This is a genomic window from Prosthecobacter sp., from assembly GCF_049294395.1.
Lineage (GTDB): Bacteria > Verrucomicrobiota > Verrucomicrobiia > Verrucomicrobiales > Verrucomicrobiaceae > Prosthecobacter.
Genome location: NZ_JBAQCR010000024.1, coordinates 1 through 18,292, shown reverse-complemented (window position 1 = coordinate 18,292; position 18,292 = coordinate 1). Strand labels below are relative to the sequence as shown.

At 59.4% G+C, this 18,292-nt stretch carries 20 protein-coding genes and 1 pseudogene; 12 read left to right on the top strand and 9 right to left on the bottom strand.

Annotated elements, in window-relative coordinates; all coding sequences use genetic code 11:
- Positions 1-440 (top strand): annotated as a pseudogene (locus tag WAW39_RS01575) (hypothetical protein); the annotation flags it as partial.
- 68 nt (positions 441-508) lie between these two features.
- Here the strand turns inward: WAW39_RS01575 and WAW39_RS01570 are convergent.
- The gene (locus WAW39_RS01570; RefSeq protein ID WP_422315072.1) at positions 509-1,324 is read right to left on the bottom strand and encodes a sugar phosphate isomerase/epimerase family protein; all 816 of its coding nucleotides are present in this window, start codon (positions 1,322-1,324) and stop codon (positions 509-511) included.
- A gap of 113 nt (positions 1,325-1,437) precedes the next feature.
- Here WAW39_RS01570 and WAW39_RS01565 point away from each other — a divergent pair, with 113 nt between their 5' ends.
- The 10 genes from WAW39_RS01565 (at position 1,438) to WAW39_RS01520 (ending at position 11,981) form a co-directional block, all read left to right on the top strand.
- The gene (locus WAW39_RS01565; protein WP_397381025.1) at positions 1,438-1,728 is read left to right on the top strand and encodes a hypothetical protein; all 291 of its coding nucleotides are present in this window, start codon (positions 1,438-1,440) and stop codon (positions 1,726-1,728) included.
- A complete protein-coding gene (locus WAW39_RS01560; RefSeq protein ID WP_422315068.1) occupies positions 1,703-1,990 on the top strand; it encodes a hypothetical protein in 288 nt (95 codons plus the stop codon). The genes WAW39_RS01565 and WAW39_RS01560 overlap by 26 nt, the downstream gene beginning before the upstream one ends.
- Before the next feature lie 30 nt (positions 1,991-2,020).
- On the top strand, positions 2,021-2,719 hold the full coding sequence (locus tag WAW39_RS01555) for a DUF1573 domain-containing protein (protein WP_422315066.1): 699 nt from the start codon (positions 2,021-2,023) through the stop codon (positions 2,717-2,719).
- A 20-nt stretch (positions 2,720-2,739) separates the two neighbouring features.
- Positions 2,740-3,174 (top strand): rhodanese-like domain-containing protein, encoded by a 435-nt coding sequence (locus WAW39_RS01550; RefSeq protein WP_422315064.1) that lies wholly within the window; start codon positions 2,740-2,742, stop codon positions 3,172-3,174.
- 47 nt (positions 3,175-3,221) lie between these two features.
- Positions 3,222-3,488, top strand: a complete 267-nt coding sequence (locus WAW39_RS01545; protein ID WP_422315062.1) for a GlsB/YeaQ/YmgE family stress response membrane protein — start codon at positions 3,222-3,224, stop codon at positions 3,486-3,488.
- A gap of 45 nt (positions 3,489-3,533) precedes the next feature.
- The gene (locus WAW39_RS01540; protein WP_422315060.1) at positions 3,534-5,684 is read left to right on the top strand and encodes an NfeD family protein; all 2,151 of its coding nucleotides are present in this window, start codon (positions 3,534-3,536) and stop codon (positions 5,682-5,684) included.
- Positions 5,685-5,742: 58 nt separating this feature from the next.
- A complete protein-coding gene (locus tag WAW39_RS01535) occupies positions 5,743-7,407 on the top strand; it encodes an NADH-ubiquinone oxidoreductase-F iron-sulfur binding region domain-containing protein (protein ID WP_422315058.1) in 1,665 nt (554 codons plus the stop codon).
- A 24-nt stretch (positions 7,408-7,431) separates the two neighbouring features.
- Positions 7,432-10,203: a formate dehydrogenase subunit alpha gene (gene fdhF, locus WAW39_RS01530; RefSeq protein ID WP_422315056.1), complete on the top strand. Its 2,772-nt coding sequence runs from the start codon at positions 7,432-7,434 to the stop codon at positions 10,201-10,203.
- Positions 10,204-10,225: 22 nt separating this feature from the next.
- Positions 10,226-11,260, top strand: coding sequence for a hypothetical protein (locus tag WAW39_RS01525; protein WP_422315054.1), 1,035 nt, complete (start codon positions 10,226-10,228; stop codon positions 11,258-11,260).
- Between the two features lie 148 nt (positions 11,261-11,408).
- Positions 11,409-11,981, top strand: a complete 573-nt coding sequence (locus WAW39_RS01520; RefSeq protein ID WP_422315052.1) for a hypothetical protein — start codon at positions 11,409-11,411, stop codon at positions 11,979-11,981.
- A 34-nt stretch (positions 11,982-12,015) separates the two neighbouring features.
- On the opposite strand, the gene WAW39_RS01515 is transcribed toward WAW39_RS01520, so the two are convergent.
- Genes WAW39_RS01515 through WAW39_RS01505 form a run of 3 tightly spaced genes read right to left on the bottom strand, consistent with a single transcriptional unit; the run spans position 12,016 to position 14,681 of the window.
- Positions 12,016-13,122 carry a WD40/YVTN/BNR-like repeat-containing protein gene (locus tag WAW39_RS01515; protein WP_422315050.1) on the bottom strand — a complete coding sequence of 369 codons (1,107 nt, stop codon included), beginning with the start codon at positions 13,120-13,122 and terminating at the stop codon, positions 12,016-12,018.
- Between the two features lie 5 nt (positions 13,123-13,127).
- Positions 13,128-13,397 carry a MoaD/ThiS family protein gene (locus WAW39_RS01510; RefSeq protein WP_422315048.1) on the bottom strand — a complete coding sequence of 90 codons (270 nt, stop codon included), beginning with the start codon at positions 13,395-13,397 and terminating at the stop codon, positions 13,128-13,130.
- A gap of 9 nt (positions 13,398-13,406) precedes the next feature.
- Positions 13,407-14,681: an MFS transporter gene (locus WAW39_RS01505; RefSeq protein ID WP_422315046.1), complete on the bottom strand. Its 1,275-nt coding sequence runs from the start codon at positions 14,679-14,681 to the stop codon at positions 13,407-13,409.
- A gap of 82 nt (positions 14,682-14,763) precedes the next feature.
- On the opposite strand from WAW39_RS01505, the gene WAW39_RS01500 reads away from it, so the two are divergent.
- The gene (locus tag WAW39_RS01500) at positions 14,764-15,075 is read left to right on the top strand and encodes a YkgJ family cysteine cluster protein (protein ID WP_422315044.1); all 312 of its coding nucleotides are present in this window, start codon (positions 14,764-14,766) and stop codon (positions 15,073-15,075) included.
- A gap of 9 nt (positions 15,076-15,084) precedes the next feature.
- Here the strand turns inward: WAW39_RS01500 and WAW39_RS01495 are convergent, their stop codons facing one another.
- The 5 genes from WAW39_RS01495 to WAW39_RS01475 form a co-directional block, all read right to left on the bottom strand.
- Positions 15,085-16,356 carry a Gfo/Idh/MocA family protein gene (locus WAW39_RS01495; RefSeq protein ID WP_422315042.1) on the bottom strand — a complete coding sequence of 424 codons (1,272 nt, stop codon included), beginning with the start codon at positions 16,354-16,356 and terminating at the stop codon, positions 15,085-15,087.
- A 63-nt stretch (positions 16,357-16,419) separates the two neighbouring features.
- Positions 16,420-16,800, bottom strand: coding sequence for a hypothetical protein (locus WAW39_RS01490; protein WP_422315040.1), 381 nt, complete (start codon positions 16,798-16,800; stop codon positions 16,420-16,422).
- 70 nt (positions 16,801-16,870) lie between these two features.
- Entirely contained in the window at positions 16,871-17,323 is a 453-nt protein-coding gene (locus tag WAW39_RS01485; RefSeq protein ID WP_422315038.1) for an SRPBCC family protein, read from the bottom strand.
- A 17-nt stretch (positions 17,324-17,340) separates the two neighbouring features.
- On the bottom strand, positions 17,341-17,835 hold the full coding sequence (locus tag WAW39_RS01480; protein WP_422315036.1) for a VOC family protein: 495 nt from the start codon (positions 17,833-17,835) through the stop codon (positions 17,341-17,343).
- Between the two features lie 18 nt (positions 17,836-17,853).
- Complete coding sequence (locus tag WAW39_RS01475) at positions 17,854-18,285, bottom strand: VOC family protein (RefSeq protein WP_422315074.1); 432 nt, start codon at positions 18,283-18,285, stop codon at positions 17,854-17,856.
- Positions 18,286-18,292: the final 7 nt, after the last annotated feature.

Sequence of the window (18,292 nt, the reverse complement as noted above, 5' to 3'; positions counted from 1 at the left end):
GTCCCGAAGGCGGTGGTCCCCCCGGCGGTGAGGGTGGCGGCTTCCGTCGTCCGCCTGGTGGCGAAGGTGGCCCCCCTGGAGGATCTCCCGGCGGCCAACCTCAAGGCCAGGGCATGCGCCCGGGTGGAGAAGGTGGTCGTGGACGCGGCATGTTTGGTGATCCCAAGGAAAACTTCAAGCGCATGGATGCAGATGGCAACGGCAGCGTCTCCGAAGAGGAGTACCTCAAGGCCATGGAAAAAATGCGCGAGATGTTCCGCGGCGGTCAGGGTGGTCCAGGCATGAATCGTCCTGGTGAAGGCGGCGGCCCTGGTGGTGCTGGCGGCCCTCCTGGAGAAGGTCAAGGCGGCTTCCGTCGTCCACCCGTCGAAGGCGATGCGCCGAAGGGTCCTGCTCCTGCTCCCGCCCCGGCTCCTGACAAACCCAAGGATCCAGCGTAGTCGCGGCGTCTGATTTCAATCAATCACAGTGCGGGATGGCCGAGAGGCCATCCCGTTTTTCGTACTGCTTATAACCCCATCACCTGCTTCAGGTACTGAATGCTCTGGCGTGCGATGGTGGGGGCATCGGGGGTATAATCGAAGACTTCGACGGACAGGTAGCCATCGTAGTTGGTCTCGCGCAGGGCGGCGATGATGGGCTCGTATTTCACTTCGCCCTGGCCGGGGCCGCGGAGGTTGGGATCGTTGGTGTGGAAGTGGACGGTCCACTCCTTGCTGTCGCGGATGATGTCCGGGATGGGCTTGGACTCATCGCTCATCGCTTTCACATCGAGGTGCAGCTTGCAGGAGGGATGGTCCACGAGCTTGCAGAGGCGGATGGTCTCTTCGGCGGTGTTGAGGAAGTTGGTTTCCTTGCGGCCGAGAGGCTCCATGGCGATGACGACACCGTATTTGCCACATTCCTCGGCCACTTCGCGAACGCAGTCAGCGGCACGTTTGAATGCGTCTTCGTAGTTCCATTCCGGCAGGATATTGCGGGCCTTGGGGCTGCCCCAAACCATGATGCGGCCGCCGGTGGCACCGCAGAATTGAGCGAGGTGCCGGCCAAATTTGGCGGTTTCCTTGCGCTGGAGGGCGTCGGGCGTGGTGATGTGAAACCACGTGGGTTTTGTCAGAAGCCAGTGGAGGCCGAGGATTTCCAGACCGAAGGATTTGGCCTTGGCGCAGAGGGTGAGGGCCTCTTCCACGGTCAGTTCGCGGGGGTCTTCCTTCAGGGTGAAGGGGGCCAGTTCGATGGCGTGATACCCCGCCGCTGCGGCGTCCTCACACATTTTTTCAAAGGTCCAGTTCTGGTAGGTCTCGTTGCAAATCGCGAATCGCATAGGCGGGCAGGGTGCGCGGGCATGGGCTTGACGTCAACTTTGGAGGTGGTGCGCAGTGACGCTGAATATCTGCTCGCATAAACGCCGGAAATGCGTCATTTTTAAGTATGGCCATGACCACACTGACGCCCACGAGTGCACGTTTAAACCTTTCCAGCCTGCTGCGTCGGGCGCTGAAAGGCGACGATATTGGCATCGTGCTGGACGGGAAAATCATCGCGCTGCGCCCAGTGGAAGTGGAAGCCACTGACTATGCGATGCGTGAGTATGGCGCGACTGAGAGTGAACTGGCCGACTTTGCAAAAAACGTTCATGGCAAAATCGAAAAAGAGGGGAAAGCAGGAAACCTCCGAGAGTTCACTGGCGACATCGAAGCCCTTGTTGCGGGCAAGAGTCACCGCTGATCTTCTGGACCAACTCCGTCAGCGCACCAAAGCCGACCGCAAGGTGATCGGCGAGGCGATGAACTCCGTGCTGGCTGCATGGGGGCACCCGCACCTGCACTCCGGCATCAGCATCCGCCGTCTGACAAAAAATATCTTTGAATGCCGTGTAGGTCTTGAGGAGCGGCTGGCCTTTGTCTTTGTCACCACGCCTCCTGAGCTGGTATTCTTTTTCATTGGCAAGCATGATGAAGTTCAGCAGCTCATTTGCTCGCAGCGATAGATTTGACGCCAAATTGTGCTATATTTTTACATGCCAGCCGCCCGACTTACCCTTCTCCTATTTGCGCTTGCCGCCTCGGTGCATGCCGAGCTGTCTCTCGACGTGCCTGCGATCGAACTGAAGCCGAAGCCGGAGGACGAGGAGGTGGAGACCACTTTCAAGTTCCGCAACAAGGGCGACAAGACGGTCAAAATCCTGGGCCTTGAAAGCGCCTGCAGCTGCCTGAGCGCTGAACTGGACAAGGCTGAGTACAAGCCGGGTGAAGTCGGCACGGGACACGCGTCGTTCAAGGTTTCCACGTTTGTGGGAAGGCATGAAAAATTTGTCACGGTCAATACCGACGACCCGAAGCAGCCTGACTGGCAGATCAACTTCATCCTTGATGTGCCGGCGGTTGTAGACATCAAGCCCAAGAATCTCCAGTGGTTGGTTGGTGATGCTCCGGCGACCAAGGCCTGCCAGGTCAAATTCGTGGGCGATGAGCCGATGAAGATCATCAAAATCACATCGACCCGTGAAAATGTGGAATTCGACTGGAAGGAGATCAGGGAAGGGCGGGAGTATCTAATTACGGTGAAGCCTAAAAGCACAGAGGAGGTCACGATGGGGGCGCTCAAGATCGAGACCAACAGCACCATCGCCAAATACCGCTACCAGCTCGCCTTTTTCACGATCACCCGGAAGCCGGAGGCGCAGCCTGCTGCCGCCACGGCAGAGAACAAGCCCTGAGCTGCCTCTGTATGTTTTCCATGCTTCGTCAGGCCACGATCCTCATCCTGCTAGCTGCCACGGCGGCCTGGGCCACCCGTGAGTGGCACCCGCGTGCCCCGGCGCTGTATCTGATGGAGGAGCCGCTGCGGAATGACGAGGTCTCCATGCAGGTCATTCAAGAGCGCTGGCTGGGCAAAGTGTTGTGGATCGACGCCCGCATCCAGGAGCAGCATGACGCCGAGCACATCCCGGGTGCGGTGCTGCTGAACGAGCAGCATTTTGAAGAGCAGCTTTTTGGTTTGCTGGACACGCTGCAGACCAACACGAAGCCCATCATCATCTACTGCAATGCAGCGAAGTGCGACGCCAGCCGCAAGGTTCTCGAACGACTCAAGCAGACACTTCCCATTGAGAACGCGTTTGTGCTGAAAGGCGGCTGGCATGCATGGCAGGAGGTTGCAAAGAAGGAGTAGGAATGGAATTGACGGTGCCGGGCATGTCTCAGTAGCATGGCGGCCTTATGTCACTCCAAGGACTTCTTATCTGGTCGGCGCTCGGACTGGTCGCGGGCATACTTGCGAAACTCATCATGCCCGGCAGGCAGGGCATGAACCCCATCACCACGGTGCTGCTGGGAATCATTGGTAGCATCATCGGCGGCAAGGTCGGCAGCCTTTTCCAATGGGGCGTCGTGGGGGAATTCAGCATCAAAGGCATCGCTACGGCCGTGGGCGGGGCGCTGATTCTGATGTATGTCTGGCGGCTGCTGTTTGGCAAAAAAGGCTGACGCAGTGCCGGTTGCGGTGCGGGCGACATCCTCGTAGTCTTGAGCATGCAAATCTTACGTCTTCTTCTGCTGGCCAGCCTGACGGTGCTTTCTGCCACAGGCTTCGCGGCACCACTAACCGGCCAGATGGCCCGGGTGGGTGTCACCGATTCTGACATCGAGGACATACGGCGCTGGCGTGAACTGCGGCAGTGGATGGATGAAGCCATCAAACAAGGGGCGGCGGGGCTGATCCTCGACATCAACGTCACGCAGAGCCATGCCCAAGCTGCGCTGTCTCTGGCGGAGGAGGTCGCGCGCTTGAAGATCAAAACGCATGCCTACGTGAACACTTCGGCCATCGGCGGTGGTGCTTTGCTGGCGCTGGCTTGTGATGAGATCTGGATGGCTCCCGGTTCCCGCATCGGCGCGGCACCTCCCAAGGTGAAGACGGGCGAAGAGCTCTCGCAAAAAGCGCAGGACACCCTGCTGGCGGAGTCGCTGGCTGTGCTGAAAGCTGGTGCGCGCAGTCTGTGCAAGCTCAAGGGGCACCGCCCGGAGATCGCCGATGCTTTTGTGGATCGTGACAAGGGTTTGGTGCTTGGCACCCTGACGCTGGCGGATAAAGGGGAACTGCTGCTGCTGGACGCTGACACCGCCGTTCAGGCCGTGGAGGGCAAGCCGCTGCTGGCACGTGCGATCGTTTCTGACGTGGAGGCCCTGGCAAAAGCCGCCGAGCCGAAGGGGAAGCTGGTCATCCTCAACGGTGTCTGGTATGACCAAACTCTTAAAAAGGCGGTGGAAGCCAAGCCTGCGCCCGAGGCGGAGTCCAAATCGAAGCAGAGTGAAGCCCCTGCCTTTACCAGCAGCCAAAGCTATGCAGGCAAGGTCGTCGTCATTCCGGTGGGGCAGGACGATCTGATCCTGCCAGCGCGCTTTGAGTTCATGAAGCGCACGCTCACCCGCTGCAACAATGACGGCGCCGAGGCGGTGATCTTTGAGCTCGATACGCCCGGCGGACTGGCCTGGGACACGATCAGCCTGATGATGCAGGACCTGCAGAATCTCAAGGCGCGCAGCTTTGCTTTTGTGAACACCCGGGCCATCTCAGCCGGCGCCATGATCGCGATGGCGACGAACACCATCTACATGGCACCCGCCAGCGCCATCGGTGCCTCCACGCCGGTTTCAGGCGATGGCACGCCGCTGGCCCAGGCGGAGCGTGCGAAGAACAACTCCGCCTTCATGGGCATGGCCCGGACGGTGGTGCGTGAGAAGGGGCACGATGTCCGCATTATCGAAGGGATGATCGACATGGACCGTGGACTCAGCATCAACGGGCAGGTGATCATTCCGAAAGGGGAGATTGTGACGCTGGATTCTGCGCAGGCGACGATGCAGATCGATGGCAAGCCGCTGCTGGCCAAGGGGATCGTCAAATCGATCGAAGAGATCAAACAACTCGAATCCCTGAAAGGGGAGGTTATCACCGCCGAGCCCACGGGCTTTGAAATGATCGCCATTTGGGTCACGCGCTATGCGGCGATTTTGATCCTGATCGGTCTCGCGGGGGGGTATCTCGAAATGCAGACGCCCGGTTTTGGCCTGCCTGGCTTCGTTTCCGTCGCGGCTTTTGCGCTGTTTTTCTTTGGGCACTACGTGGCCGGGAGTCTGGCCGGGCAGGAGACGCTGGTCGTGGCGGCTATTTTTGTGGTGGGCATCGTTTTGATCGGCGTGGAGCTGCTGGCGGCACCCGGGACGATTCTGCCGGGGATCGCGGGCTTTATCTGTGTGATGGTGGCGCTGGTCTATGCGATGTCCGGCTGGGAGGTGCTGCCCCCGAGCGGGGCCAGCGCGGACAGCTTCAACCTTGCTGCGTATGCCACCGGGTTCCGCAATTTTGCGCTCGGAGTGACGGGGGCGGCGGTGATCATCACGCTGGTCTGTCTCTGGCTGCCGGACCTGCGCCCCTTCCGTTCGCTGATCCTGCAAACCTCCGCCGGCGGGACCCTGATTGATGCTCCGGCGATGCGGGACGCCATCCGGGCGCAAGTGGGAGACAGCGGCACGGCCCGGAGCGCCTTGCGACCCTATGGGACCATCGATATCGGCGGAAGGCTGATCGAGGCGATGGTGGAGGGGGGGTATGTACAAAGCGGTACCCCCGTGCGAGTGCGGGAAATCAGGGGTGAAAAGATCATCGTGGAAGCGGTTTAATCTCAATTTTTGAGCATGCATTCGCAGGTTTTGGTCGTTAATCTTCACCACCAACCGCATGTCAAAAAATCTCAGTGCCCTCTCTTTCCGCAAAGGTGTCGAAAAAAACGTCTTTGAACGCATGGTCGATGCCGCCGACAAGGCGGGAACGGCTGAGAAGAATGACGTGGTGCACCAGATGGGACAGGATCATCTCTTTGGGGATGCCATCACGCTGGGCGCAGTGTCGTTCTATGACTTCCTGAAAAAGGAGAATGAGGGCAAGAAGGTGTTCGTCTGCAACGGCAGCGCCTGCTTGTGCGCGGGGACGCAGGACAAGCTGCACCACACGCTGGAGACGCATTTTAAGCCTGAGGAGATCGGGCACATCTGCTGCCTGGGCCGCTGCCATGAGGGCGGGGCGCTGCAGTATCAGGGCAAGAATTACTCCGGGCAGAGCGACGAGGCGCTGGCCGAACTCGTGAAGACGGGGAAGGGTGATGCGGAAGATCGGTATGCAGTGGTATCGCATCTACAACCTCCACAGCTCACGGCTGAGTTTCCCGGCATTGACGTGTACTACGCGCCGTTTAAAAAGCTCATTGCAGACGGTGATCGTGATGCGCTGGGCGTGGAACTGAAGGAGAGCGGATTGCGTGGCCGAGGCGGTGCGGGTTTCCCGCTGCACTTCAAATGGTCCTCCTGCCGCGCCGCTGAGGGCAAGGACAAATACATCGTCTGCAATGCAGACGAAGGAGATCCGGGGGCTTACATCGACAAATACCTCATGGAGAAGCAGCCGCACAGCGTGCTGCTGGGCATGATGGTGGCGGGATGGTTTGCGGGGGCGGAGAACGGCATTCTTTACATTCGCGCTGAGTATCCAGATTCGGTCACGATCATCAATGAAGCCATCGAAGACCTGCGAGCTGCGGGTCTGCTGGGGAAGAACATTTTGGGTAGCGGCTTCAACTTCATGCTGAAGTCCATCAAAGGTGCGGGAGCCTACATCTGCGGCGAGGAAACCGCGCTGCTTGCCAGCCTGGAAGGCCAGCGCCCGGAAGTGCGTACGCGTCCGCCGTTCCCGACGATTGAAGGACTTTTCCGCAAGCCGACCATCGTCAACAACGTGGAGACCCTGGCGAACATCCACGCGATCCTCACGCTGGGCGGAAAAGGTTACGCGCAGATCGGCACACCGAAGTCCACCGGTCCGAAACTGCTTTCGCTGGATTCCCATTTCGTGAGGCCCGGGATCTACGAGGTGGCCATGGGCACGCCATTGCAGACGGTGATCGACCTGGCCGGCGGCTTTAACACGAAGGTCAAGGCTCTTCAAATTGGCGGGCCGCTCGGCGGCATCGTGCCGATGAGCCACGTGGGCAAACTCACCATGGATTTCGAGTCGTTCAAGTATGAGGGGTTCATGAAAGGCCATGCCGGCGTTGTCAGCATTCCGGAGTCGATGCCGATGATCGAATACATCCAGCACCTCTTCCAGTTCACCGCTGACGAGAGCTGCGGCAAATGCTTCCCCTGCCGCCTCGGCAGCACGCGTGGCAAGGAACTCATCGCCAAAGCGCGGAGCGACAGCAGCTACAAGATCGACCGCGAGCTGATCACGGATTTGCTCGATACGATGGAGCAGACTTCTTTGTGTGCTCTCGGTGGCGGTGTGCCACTGCCCATCAAGAATGCGCTGGAGCATTTTGGTGCCGAACTCAGTCCCTATTTCAAAGCCTAGCCTTCATCCCAAACCACCTCTTTTATGGTCAAGGATCTATCCACTCTCACCGCTTTCATTGATGGCGATGCCTGTCAGTTCAATGAAGGCGACACGCTGCTGAACTTCATCGACCGCCACCGCGGGCGCGGACATGTGCCGACGCTCTGTGATGCGCCGCAGCTTGAGCCGTATGGCGCCTGCCGTGTGTGCTCGGTCGAAGTGGCGCTGCAGGCTGATGGGCCGCGCCGCGTGGTGGCCTCCTGCCACACGCCTTTGACGGCGGGCATGCATGTGTTTACCGAATCGCCGAAGGTGCGAAAGCTGCGCAAGAACATCGTCGAACTGGTGCTGACGGATCATCCATTGGACTGCCTGACCTGCGAGGTGAGCGGCAACTGTGAGCTGCAAACCGTGGCGGCGAAGGTGGGCATCCGTGGGGTGCGCTATCCGGCGGGGGCGAACCATTTGGACCGCAAGAAGGACCATTCGCACGCCTACATGACGTCCGAGCTTTCCAAGTGTATCAACTGTGCGCGCTGCGTGCGTGCGTGCGATGAAATCCAGGGGCAGCATGTGCTCTCGATGCATGGCCGCGGCTTCAATGCGAAGATCATCAAGGGGCTGGATGAATCGTTTGCGGACTCCGAGTGTGTGTCCTGCGGTGCGTGTTCTCAGGCTTGTCCGACCTCGGCCATCAGTGATGTGTTCTTTTCGAAGTCCATTGAGGCGACGAAGAAGACGCGCACCATCTGCACCTACTGCGGTGTGGGCTGCAATCTCAACGTGGCGACGAAGGGTGATCAGGTGCTGAGCATTCAGGCTCCGGTGGATGCCGAAGTGAACCACGCACACACCTGCCTGAAGGGGCGCTTTGCATTCAAGTTCTACAATCATAAGGACCGCCTGCGCACACCGCTGATCAAGCAGCCGGATGGTCAGTTCAAGGAAGCGACCTGGGAGGAAGCTTACGATCACATTTTTGAAAATCTGACCCGCATCAAGAAGGATCACGGTGGGCAGGCGGTGGCGGGCATTTCTTCCGCACGCTGCACCAATGAGGAGAACTACCTCATGCAGAAGTTCATCCGTGGCGTCATGGGCACGAACAACATTGACTGCTGCGCCCGCGTCTGCCACTCGCCGACAGCCTGGGGCATGCAAAAGAGCTTTGGCACGGGTGCGGCCACGAACTCGTATGAGGACATTGAGCATACGCGCTGCATCATGGTCATCGGTGCGAACCCGACGGAAGGCCATCCTGTGACGGGTGCGCGCCTGAAGCAGCACATCATGAAGGGAACGCCGCTGATCGTGATCGATCCGCGCAAGATCGAACTGGTGCCGTATGCGAAGCATCACCTGCAACTGCGCCCCGGCACGAACGTGGCGCTGCTGAACATGTTTGCCCGCTGCATTCTCGATGCCGGTCTCGTGAAGACCGAGTTCGTGAAGAAGCGCTGTGAGAACTGGGACGAGTTTGAGAACGGGCTGCGTGCGCTGGACCTGCCGGCGCTGGAAAAAATCACCGGCGTGAGTTTGGAACTCGTGCGCGCCGCCGCCATCGAATACGCCTCCGCTGAAGCTGCGATGAGCTTCCATGGCCTCGGTGTCACTGAGCATGAGCAGGGTGCGAAGACCGTCATGCTCATTTCGAACCTCGCGATGATGACCGGCAATATTGGCCGTCCTGGTGTGGGTGTGAATCCGCTGCGCGGCCAGAACAACGTGCAGGGTGCTGCGGACATGGGCTGCCAGCCGCATCAAGGTGCGGGTTATTTTGAAATGGCCGACGTCGAGGTGCAGAAGCGTTATGCTGACTTCTACGGTGTGCCGAGCCCGAGCGAACCCGGCTGGAAAATTCCGCAGATGTTTGATGCTGCCGTCGAAGGCAAGCTGAAGGCACTGTGGCTCATGGGGGAAGATGTCGTGCAGACAGATCCGGATGCGCACCATGTGCGCCATGCGATGGAAAGCCTTGAGTTCCTGGTGGTGCAGGAAATCTTCATGACCGAAACGGCGAAGTATGCTGATGTGATTTTGCCTGCGTCCTCCTTCCTGGAAAAGAGCGGCACCTTCACCAATGCCGAGCGCCGAATGCAGCGCGTGAACGCCGCCGTGAAGCCGCTCGCGGGCACCAAGCCCGACGGCCAGATCATGTGCGAAATCTTGCAGCGTTTTGGTTTCCCGCAGGCGGACTACACGCCAGATGGTGTGCTGGCGGAGATCGCTCAGATTGTGCCTTTCTTCAAAGGAGCCACCTGGGAAAATCTGGGCATCAATGGCAAGCAGTGGCCGGTGAAAGAAGGCGGTGTGGACACGCAGATCATGCACCAGGAGCAGTTCACTCGTGGCAAAGGTCACTTCCATTTCTTCCCGTGGGTGGAGTCCAACGAGTTGAAGACGAACGGGCAGGAGTTTCCCTTCATCCTCACGACGGGGCGCATTTTGGAGCATTACAACTGCGGCACCATGACGCGACGCACGGGCAACAGTGAGATCGTGACGCAGGACCTGCTCTCCATCAATCCCGAGGACGCGAAGCGCAAAGGCATCCGCACGGGTGACATCACGCGGCTTTCCAGCGCGCGCGGTGAGGTGGAACTGGAAGCCCGCGTCACCGATGAGGTGAAGCCTGGTATTCTTTACACCACCTTTCACTTTCCCGATGCCATGGTGAACAACGTCACCGGCCAAGGCTGCGATGGCGACACCCTTTGTCCCGAGTACAAGGTGGTGGCTGCGGATGTGGAACTCGTCCGCATGGGCAAGCTGAAGAAGAAGCAGAAGGATGGCTTTGCGCCTGCGATGGTGTGAACAATCCCCAACTTTCGACGGTATGAGGCATGTCATCACAGGGCTGCTGGTCAGTGTGTTTGGCTGTGCGGTCCTGAATGCCGAAATCCTGACCATGCCCGTTGTGGGCCAAGGCTGGCAGATCAAGTTTGAAGGCCCCGTGCTTGCCGTGGAAAGCCAGGAGTACAAGGCCGATGGACTGACCTACCGGGCCAATGCGGGGCGGTTCAATGTCTCAGCTTTTGTAGGCGCGCCGGTCGGCAAGGGCGGCGACAGTAAAGCCTGCCGCGATCACTTCCGGAAGCTGGCCAGCCAGAACCCGATGATTCAACAGGACAGCGTCAAGCATTGGAACACGCCCATGTGTGAATGCGTTGAGTCTGTGACCAAGGATGAGAGCCTGGGGGAGGAATCGACGCAGGCCCATATCAACTGCTACTTCGAGCTGTTGGGCAAATGGGTGGATGTGCACGCGTCGGTCATCTCACCGACGGACGATGACAAACAGATGCTGAAGAAACTGGCGGAGTCTCTCTTTTACTGCACCTTTTCCAGGTTCAAGGGGCCGGGGCAGCAGTTTACTCTGGGTGGCATGGGCCGGGTGCAGATTGATGTGCCTTCGACATGGTGTGCCGGGAACCATTGTGTGACTCAAGGCCTGGGAACCGGGGCGCAGCATACGTTGTCGTTTTTTTCCATCAATGACCCCAGTAAGAGCTGGCAGATGACCTTCTTCAACAGCTCGGTGCGCTACAAGACCCTGAACGACATCCAGCAAACGGCACAGCGGTTTGTCCCAGCCGGTTCGGTGGAAGGGGAGGGGCAGATGCAGGAAATAAAGCTCAAGCAGGGGGTCGGGTGCCACGCTGAATACACGGACACCTCCCCCGCTGACGATCCCGCTGAAGCGGGTAAAGCCAAAGCCGTCTCAACGGCCTTCGTGGCGCCCGTGCCAGATGTTCTCGTCACGATCAGCATCCTTGCCAATGACTCGAAAGACCCTGATTTCCTGGCGGCGATTCAGGCACTGGGAACGATTGAGTGGGAGCAGGCGAAGGCTCCGAAGGGCCAAGAATGAAATGGGCGAGATGGCTGGTTGGCATGTCAGTTTCACATCCATTTCACACAACGAGCCTTGGAAGGAATGCAATTTATAGCAGACTGAGTCCGCCGAGAATCTTCATGCCTTGGCCCAGACAATCATGAGCAGACAGCAAACAGAGCCAATGCAATCTGCCATCAGTGGGCGGCGCATCCTGCGGCTGCTCGTGCTGATCCCGATGATGAGCATCGGGCTGTTGATGGCTGGCGTGGGCTTGGTGTTTCTGCGCTCAGACGTCCGGTCATTTCGGCCGCGGATGGCGAAGATCCGGCAGATGGTCGAGGTGCAAAAGCTGGCGACGCCTGCACTTCCTCCATTTCTGATCCAGTGCCTCCATGCAGGCGGCGGGGCGCGGGACCATGTCACCGCTCGGTGTTTGCTGATCCGCTATGGGCTGAGTGAAACCGATGCTTGGCACTGGCATGCCCGCACCCTTTTTTGGAGCTGGTCTCTGTACTGGCATTTGTCCGAGGCAGATCGGGATCTGCTCTACTGCGCCTGTCTGAACGATGGAGCGGGCCAGACAGGCATTCATCACCTGTCCATGCGCCTTCACGGCAGGCCGGTTGAAAAACTCACGGAGGCAGAGCTGGCATCCCTGGCCGTGGCCAGTCGTTCGCCGATTATCTTTCTCAAGAACCGCCCGCGTCTGGACATCATGAGCGGGGATCTGTTGCGCAGTATCAAAGACGGGTGATGCATTGAAGCATATCGCGAATTCGGATCCGGCATCACCCAAACCGCACGCAATAAATGGGCGGCAGATCGGCGCTGAGGCGTTCCCATGAGTCGCCGCCGTCTTCGCTGATCCAGACGGAGCCGGTGGTGCTGCCGAAGGCGAGGGTGCGGCCATCGCCGGTGACATCTAGGCAGTGGCGATAGACCAGATGATACGCATGCTCTTGTGGCAGCCCATTGCGCAGTGGTTCGAAGGTCTGTCCACCGTCGCGAGTGCGCATCACGCAGACGGCACCGTCGCAGGCCACGCGGCATTCGTCTTTGATGCCGGGCACAAACCACGCGGTCTGCGGATCCTGCGGATGCATGGCCACGGCGAAGCCGAAATTGGAGGGTTTGGCATTTAGGATCTCGCGCCAGTTACTGCCGCCATCCGTGGAGTGGAAGATGCCGTTGTGATGCTGCATCCAGATGGTGTCAGGATCCGCAGCGCTCCAGGCGATGCGGTGCGGATCTTGAATGCCGGGATCATAGACCTGCTCTGGTGGCACGTATTCCGCGCGGATGCCGGTGCCGATGTTGGACCAGCTGGAGCCGTTGTCGGTGGACTCCCAAACGCCGCCGCAGGAGACGGCGATGAGCAGGCGGTGGCTGTTGCGGGGATCGACGAGGATGGTGTGAATACCGGGCCAATCCGCGCCGCCGCCCATCCATTTGGCACGTCCGGGATCATTCCACAGGCTTTCAACGAGATGCCATGAGGCGCCGCCATCGAGAGAGTGAAATAAACCGCCGGGCAACGTGCCGCACCACAACTCGCCTGGCGCAGCTCCGGCTTCCAGTGCCCAGACTTTTTTCAGGTCCCATGGGATGGTCTGCTGGCTCACGAAATTGACCACGTCTGGCGTGGCCTCCGGCTTGGGCGGGAAGGCCGGGCAGGCGCGCTCCTCCCAGCTCGCGCCTGCATCATGAGAGGCGTGAAATTTGGTGCCGAAATGTCCGTGCTCCACGGCGGTGTAGAGCGTGCCATCGCGTGCATCCGGCAGAAGCATGGGCACCTGCACGCCGAGAAAAGAATTGCGGGTGATGCGCCAGCCTGTGGCGCTGCGTTCTGCTTCGATGAGTCCTTTGCGGGTGCCGAGGTAGAGTTTTGCGCTCATGGTTTTCATCCTCCTGAGAGTGCCTGCATCACAAAGATTTCCGAGTTCGGGCGCACGGCATCCGACTGCTTCAGCCGGTCAGTGATGGCGGTGCCATCGACGAACACGACCACATGCTGCCTCACGGCTCCTTGGTCATCCAGCACGTAGCTGCGCAGCGTGGGATGCCGTGTGAACACGGCGTGCAAGGCCTCACGAACCGTGGTTCCTTCCACCGTGCATGCAGGTGCTGCGGTCTGACTCGCGAGATTGGCGGTGAATTGGACCGTGGGCATGGGCGCGTGTTACTCCGGTAAATCTTCTCCTTGTGTCTCTGGCAGACAAGTGAGGAAAATCAGGCCGAGCAGGAAGAAGCCGCCAAGGCAGGTGATCGCGGTGCGCAGATCCAGGGTCGATTTCATCCAGGCGCTGAGCCAGATAAGCACGGGTGCTGCGAGCAAGCGGCCGGTATTGAAACAGAAGCCGGAACCCGTGGCGCGCAGATGGGTGGGAAACAGCGCGGGGAAAAACGCTGCATAGCCCGCATGGATGCCCTGGGCAAAGAAGCCGAACATCGGCAGCAGCACGAGCAGCAGCGTGTAGCTGCCAACATAGGACGGGAGCCAGCAAACGATGGGCGTCAGGGCCAGTGCGGCGAGGTGCATGATGACAAAGGTCTTCTTGCAGCCCCAGCGTGCGCTCAGCGGGCCAAAGGCCAGCATGCCTGCACCAGCGCCTGCGGTTTGAATGAAACCAAAGGCGATCTTGGATTTGCTGGCCCAGTCGGGATCACCTGCACGCTTGAGGAAATCAGCGGCGATGTCCTGACCTGCGACCACCACTCCCCAGAAGGTGGCAAGACCCACCATGGCCAGCAGCGCGCCGAAGATCGCGCGTGAGCGCCAGCGCGGCGTACCGAGCAGTTCGCTGAAACTGCCCATGCGTTTGGGCTTGGACTGCCGCGCCTCCTTCCATGCCTCAGGCTCCTTGATGCTCAGGCGTACCCACAGCACTAGCAGGGCAGGGACGACGCCGAGCATGTAAGCAGTGCGCCATTGGGTTCCCACCCAGAGTCCAGAAGCAGCCGCGAGCCAGAGGCCAGCCACACTGGTGGCGTGGAAGATGCCGCCTGCGCGCTCGCGTGCTTCTTTGGGAAATACTTCGGCCACCAGAGCCGCGCCCACAGCCCACTCGCCGCCAACACCCATAGCTACCAGAAAGCGCAGTACTCCGACTTCCCAGATCTCACCGGCAAAGGCGGTGATACCGGAGAACACCGAGTAGAACAAGATCGTCAGGGCCATTACGGGATTGCGCCCCCATTTGTCAGCGAGTGAACTGAAGAGCAGACCGCCGAAGGTGCCGCCGAGAAGGAAGATGCCGAGGAAGCGCTCTCCCCATACTTTGACGAGTGGATCATCTGCTTTCACATGCAGCAGTTCCGGCAGCATGTCTGCCCGCGTCAGATTGTAGATCTGTCCTTCAAAGGCATCGAAGACCCAGCCGAGTGAAGCGACGAGGAGCACCAGCCACTGGTAGCGGGTGACGGTGGAATACCATTTGGGGGACGCGGAAGACATGTGTGCGGGAATGAGTCAATCTGAAGGCTGAAGAAATGTCGAAGCTGAAATGAGGAAAAGTGTTATGGGAGGGGATCCTGCCATGAACCTTGAACCTTCCCCCTGTCAGAGCTGTGGGGCGTGCTGTGCGCACTACCGCGTCTCCTTCTACTGGCAGGAGGCGGTGCAGCGTGGTCTGGATGAAAGCATGCTGTTGCAGGTGAGTCCGTGGCAGGTTTGTTTTCGGGGAACAGAAGCGAAGCCGGTGCGCTGCGTGAATCTGGACGGTGAGGTGGGCTCGTGTGTTTCATGCGGCATCTATGAGCAGCGTACGACGCCGTGCCGGAGTGTGGAGATGGGTGATGACAAGTGCCGGCAGGCCCGGGCTGCGCATGGGATGGGGGCATTGGCATGAGGGGTGAGCTCACGCCGGCATAGTCGTTCCTGGAATGGCCACGGGATACCAGCCATCCTCGTCCGGCTTCACGGGCGGTTCGGTGGCCCAGGTGATGTTGTCGGGGACGAGGGCTTCCTGCGAATTCATGGCCTGCTCCCAGGTGATGACCTGACCGGTGTAGCTGGCCATGCGGCCCATGACGCCCATCATGGTGCTATGCGCCGCGTAGTCTGCGTCGTTGCGGACTTTGCCGGTGCGGATGTTTTCAAACAGCGCATCGTGTTCAAGCTGATAAGGATCTTCCTTGTTGCGCAAACGTTTGCCGCCGGGGACCTGGCCGTTGATGAGGAACTTGCCGCCGTTGGCAAGATCGGCCGCGCCTTTGGTGCCGTGGAAGTGCTCGCTCACATCCCGTGCGCATTTGCCGCCGATCTGGCAGCACTGGCTGAGGATGCGCATGCCGCTTTCGTATTCAAACTCGACGGTGTGATGGTCAAAGATGGTGCCGTTTTCCCGGGCACGGCGCACCTGACGTCCGCCCTGGCCCACGGCTTTGATGGGCATGACGCCCTTCATCACCCAATTGGCCACGTCGAGATTGTGGCAGTGCTGCTCCAGGATGTGGTCTCCGCTCATCCAGGTGAAGAAGTACCAGTTGCGGATCTGGTAGTGCATTTCGCTCTCCTTGGGTTCGCGCACAAAGCCCGGGCGCGAGGTGCCATTCCAATAGACTCGGCCAAAGACGAGGTCGCCGATTTCACCTGCATGAATGCGGTCGATCATGTCCATATAGCTGGGCTGATAGCGGCGCTGAAAGCCCACGCAGACATTGAGGTTTTTCTTCTTGGCCTCTTCTGCGGCGGCCAGCACGCGGCGTACGCCAGCGGCATCCACCGCGACGGGTTTCTCCATAAAGACGTGTTTGCCGGCCTTCACGGCCTGCTCAAAGAGAAAGGGGCGTGGGCCGGGAGGCGTGGTGATGAGAACGACGTCTGCGAGGGCGAAGGCCTGCGCGTAGTCCTCGAAGTTGGTGAACACCTGATCAGGTGGAACATCGACCTGGCCTTCGTGCTTCGCTTTGAGAATGTCCAGCGCCGCCTGGGCCTTGCCTTCCAAAGGATCAACCACCGCCACCAGCTTGATGGTGGACCCTGCGGAGAGCGCCTGATTGCAGGCCCCGGTGCCGCGCCCGCCGCAGCCGATGAGGGCGATCTTGATGTCGTTGTCTTTTGGCGCCGCAAACGCATGGGTGGCGGCGGTCAGTGCGGTGGTGGCAAGGAAGGTGCGGCGGGTGGTCATGGCGGTTGGTGGGACGCAGCTGTGAACCGTCCAAGACCACCCAACCTTTCAATTGTCCGCTAATCAGCGCAGCAGTCCAGCCCAGGCCTTGCGTTCAGACCAGAGGATGAACAGAGCGAGAAGGGAGATGCCGATAAGCATGGGCTGGAAGATGCCATCACCTGCGACGAAATGATGGAAGGCGAGGATGTTCAGGATGATGGGGCCGAGGCAGAGGAGTCCGAGGTTCCGTGTCTTGGGAACGAGGAGGAGAATGCCTCCAATGAGTTCAAACACCTTCACAAATTTCATGTAACCCGTGGGGCCAAAGGCTGCCATGAAGTGGAAGATGGGCGTGTCTTTCGGAAGCTCTGGCATGGGCGCGAGATTGAACAGGACCATGCAGGCGCTCATGATGAACAGAAGTCCGAGGAGGATGGATGCGACTAGGGGGGCGTATTTCATGTGTGGAGAGGGGATTGCGAACTGTACGAATCGGGAATGTTTGAGGCTGTGTTGAGTTTTTAGCGGGCATTCATGGGATGAGTCCGCCCTTTCCGAGATGGGCGGCGAGTCGATCAAAGTTTTCTTCGTTGGCCGGGACGCAGATCGGTTTGAAGCGTTCGCAGATTTCGGCGGTTTCAAACTGCATGCACCAGGTCATGTGCGTGCCGGTTCCTGCATCAGCGAGGGTGATGGTCATGCGGAAGTGGGGGGAGATGTGTTCATAGACGATGCGCTCGGCAGGAACGATTTCGATGAAGCGGGTGTGATTGACATAGTCCTTGCCATCGGGGCCGTGCATGGTGAATTTCCAGTCGCCACCGGGGCGGAAGTCGAATTCATCGAAGGTGTTGGTGAAGCCCTTGGGCCCCCACCATTGAGCGAGCTGCTTGGGATCGCTGAAGGCGGTGAAGATGCGGTCGCGGCTTGCCGGGAAGATGCGGGTGCTGATGATCTCGGTGGAATGGTCTGGAAGCTGACTCATGGGAATGAATGACGATTTTACTTGGATGCAGCGGCTTGCTGGAGTGTGGCGATATCGAGCTTGATCATTTTAAGCATGGCCTGAGTGACGCGGGAGCAGAGGGCTGGATCGCTGGAGGCCATGAGGTCTGCCAGCACGGTGGGAACGATCTGCCATGAGACACCGAATTTGTCTTGCAGCCAGCCACATTGCACGGGCTTGCCGCCATCGGCGGTGAGAGCGTCCCAGTAACGGTCCACTTCCTCCTGGGTGTCACATGATACCACGAAGGAGATGGCCTCATTGAATTTGAAGATAGGGCCACCATTCAAGGCGGTGTAGTTCTGGCCGAAGAGTTCAAACTCCACAGTCATCATGGTGCCCACGGGCGGGCATGGCGGTCTGTTTTCGGCTGGCACCTCGGCGTAATGGGTCTTGCGCAGGATTTTGCCGTCTTGAAAGACGGAGATGTAGAAGTCCACCGCCGCTTCGGCGTTGTCATTGAACCACAGAAAAGGGCTGATTTTTTGCATGGCTTTAAGGGGGTGAGGTTAAGCAGGCTTTGATTCTGCACTGGGAGCCACGGTGACCATCCAGCCCATGCCAAACTTGTCCTGCAGCATGCCGAAGCGAGAGGACCAGAAGGTCTTGCCAAGAGGCATGTTGACGGCGCCGCCTTCAGCAAGGGCATTGAATGCACGCTCTGTCTCGGCTTCCGTGGGTAACGCGAGGGAGAGCGAGAAGCCGCGAAAGCCTTTGCTCTCTTCGCCACCGCAGCCGTCGGAGGCCAGGATCACGCTGCTGCCGACCTTGAAGCTGGCGTGCATGACTTTGCTTTCATAGCCGGCTGGCAGTGTGTCGGGTGGCATGGGGTCGGGGCTGTCGCTGTAGCGCATGAGCATCTGCACTTCGGCACCGATGGCGGATTTGTAAAACTCGAGGGCTTCCTCGCAGCGACCGCCGAAGAAGAGGTAGGGCTGTATGTAGGAC

Bases quoted from the DNA above. Each gene is read 5' to 3' on its own strand.
- WAW39_RS01570 (WP_422315072.1), bottom strand. From the start codon at position 1,324: ATGCGATTCGCGATTTGCAACGAGACCTACCAGAACTGGACCTTTGAA.
- WAW39_RS01565 (WP_397381025.1), top strand. From the start codon at position 1,438: ATGACCACACTGACGCCCACGAGTGCACGTTTAAACCTTTCCAGCCTG.
- WAW39_RS01555 (WP_422315066.1), top strand. From the start codon at position 2,021: ATGCCAGCCGCCCGACTTACCCTTCTCCTATTTGCGCTTGCCGCCTCG.
- WAW39_RS01550 (WP_422315064.1), top strand. From the start codon at position 2,740: ATGCTTCGTCAGGCCACGATCCTCATCCTGCTAGCTGCCACGGCGGCC.
- WAW39_RS01545 (WP_422315062.1), top strand. From the start codon at position 3,222: ATGTCACTCCAAGGACTTCTTATCTGGTCGGCGCTCGGACTGGTCGCG.
- WAW39_RS01540 (WP_422315060.1), top strand. From the start codon at position 3,534: ATGCAAATCTTACGTCTTCTTCTGCTGGCCAGCCTGACGGTGCTTTCT.
- WAW39_RS01535 (WP_422315058.1), top strand. From the start codon at position 5,743: ATGTCAAAAAATCTCAGTGCCCTCTCTTTCCGCAAAGGTGTCGAAAAA.
- fdhF (WP_422315056.1), top strand. From the start codon at position 7,432: ATGGTCAAGGATCTATCCACTCTCACCGCTTTCATTGATGGCGATGCC.
- WAW39_RS01525 (WP_422315054.1), top strand. From the start codon at position 10,226: ATGAGGCATGTCATCACAGGGCTGCTGGTCAGTGTGTTTGGCTGTGCG.
- WAW39_RS01520 (WP_422315052.1), top strand. From the start codon at position 11,409: ATGCAATCTGCCATCAGTGGGCGGCGCATCCTGCGGCTGCTCGTGCTG.
- WAW39_RS01515 (WP_422315050.1), bottom strand. From the start codon at position 13,122: ATGAGCGCAAAACTCTACCTCGGCACCCGCAAAGGACTCATCGAAGCA.
- WAW39_RS01510 (WP_422315048.1), bottom strand. From the start codon at position 13,397: ATGCCCACGGTCCAATTCACCGCCAATCTCGCGAGTCAGACCGCAGCA.
- WAW39_RS01505 (WP_422315046.1), bottom strand. From the start codon at position 14,681: ATGTCTTCCGCGTCCCCCAAATGGTATTCCACCGTCACCCGCTACCAG.
- WAW39_RS01500 (WP_422315044.1), top strand. From the start codon at position 14,764: ATGAACCTTGAACCTTCCCCCTGTCAGAGCTGTGGGGCGTGCTGTGCG.
- WAW39_RS01495 (WP_422315042.1), bottom strand. From the start codon at position 16,356: ATGACCACCCGCCGCACCTTCCTTGCCACCACCGCACTGACCGCCGCC.
- WAW39_RS01490 (WP_422315040.1), bottom strand. From the start codon at position 16,800: ATGAAATACGCCCCCCTAGTCGCATCCATCCTCCTCGGACTTCTGTTC.
- WAW39_RS01485 (WP_422315038.1), bottom strand. From the start codon at position 17,323: ATGAGTCAGCTTCCAGACCATTCCACCGAGATCATCAGCACCCGCATC.
- WAW39_RS01480 (WP_422315036.1), bottom strand. From the start codon at position 17,835: ATGCAAAAAATCAGCCCTTTTCTGTGGTTCAATGACAACGCCGAAGCG.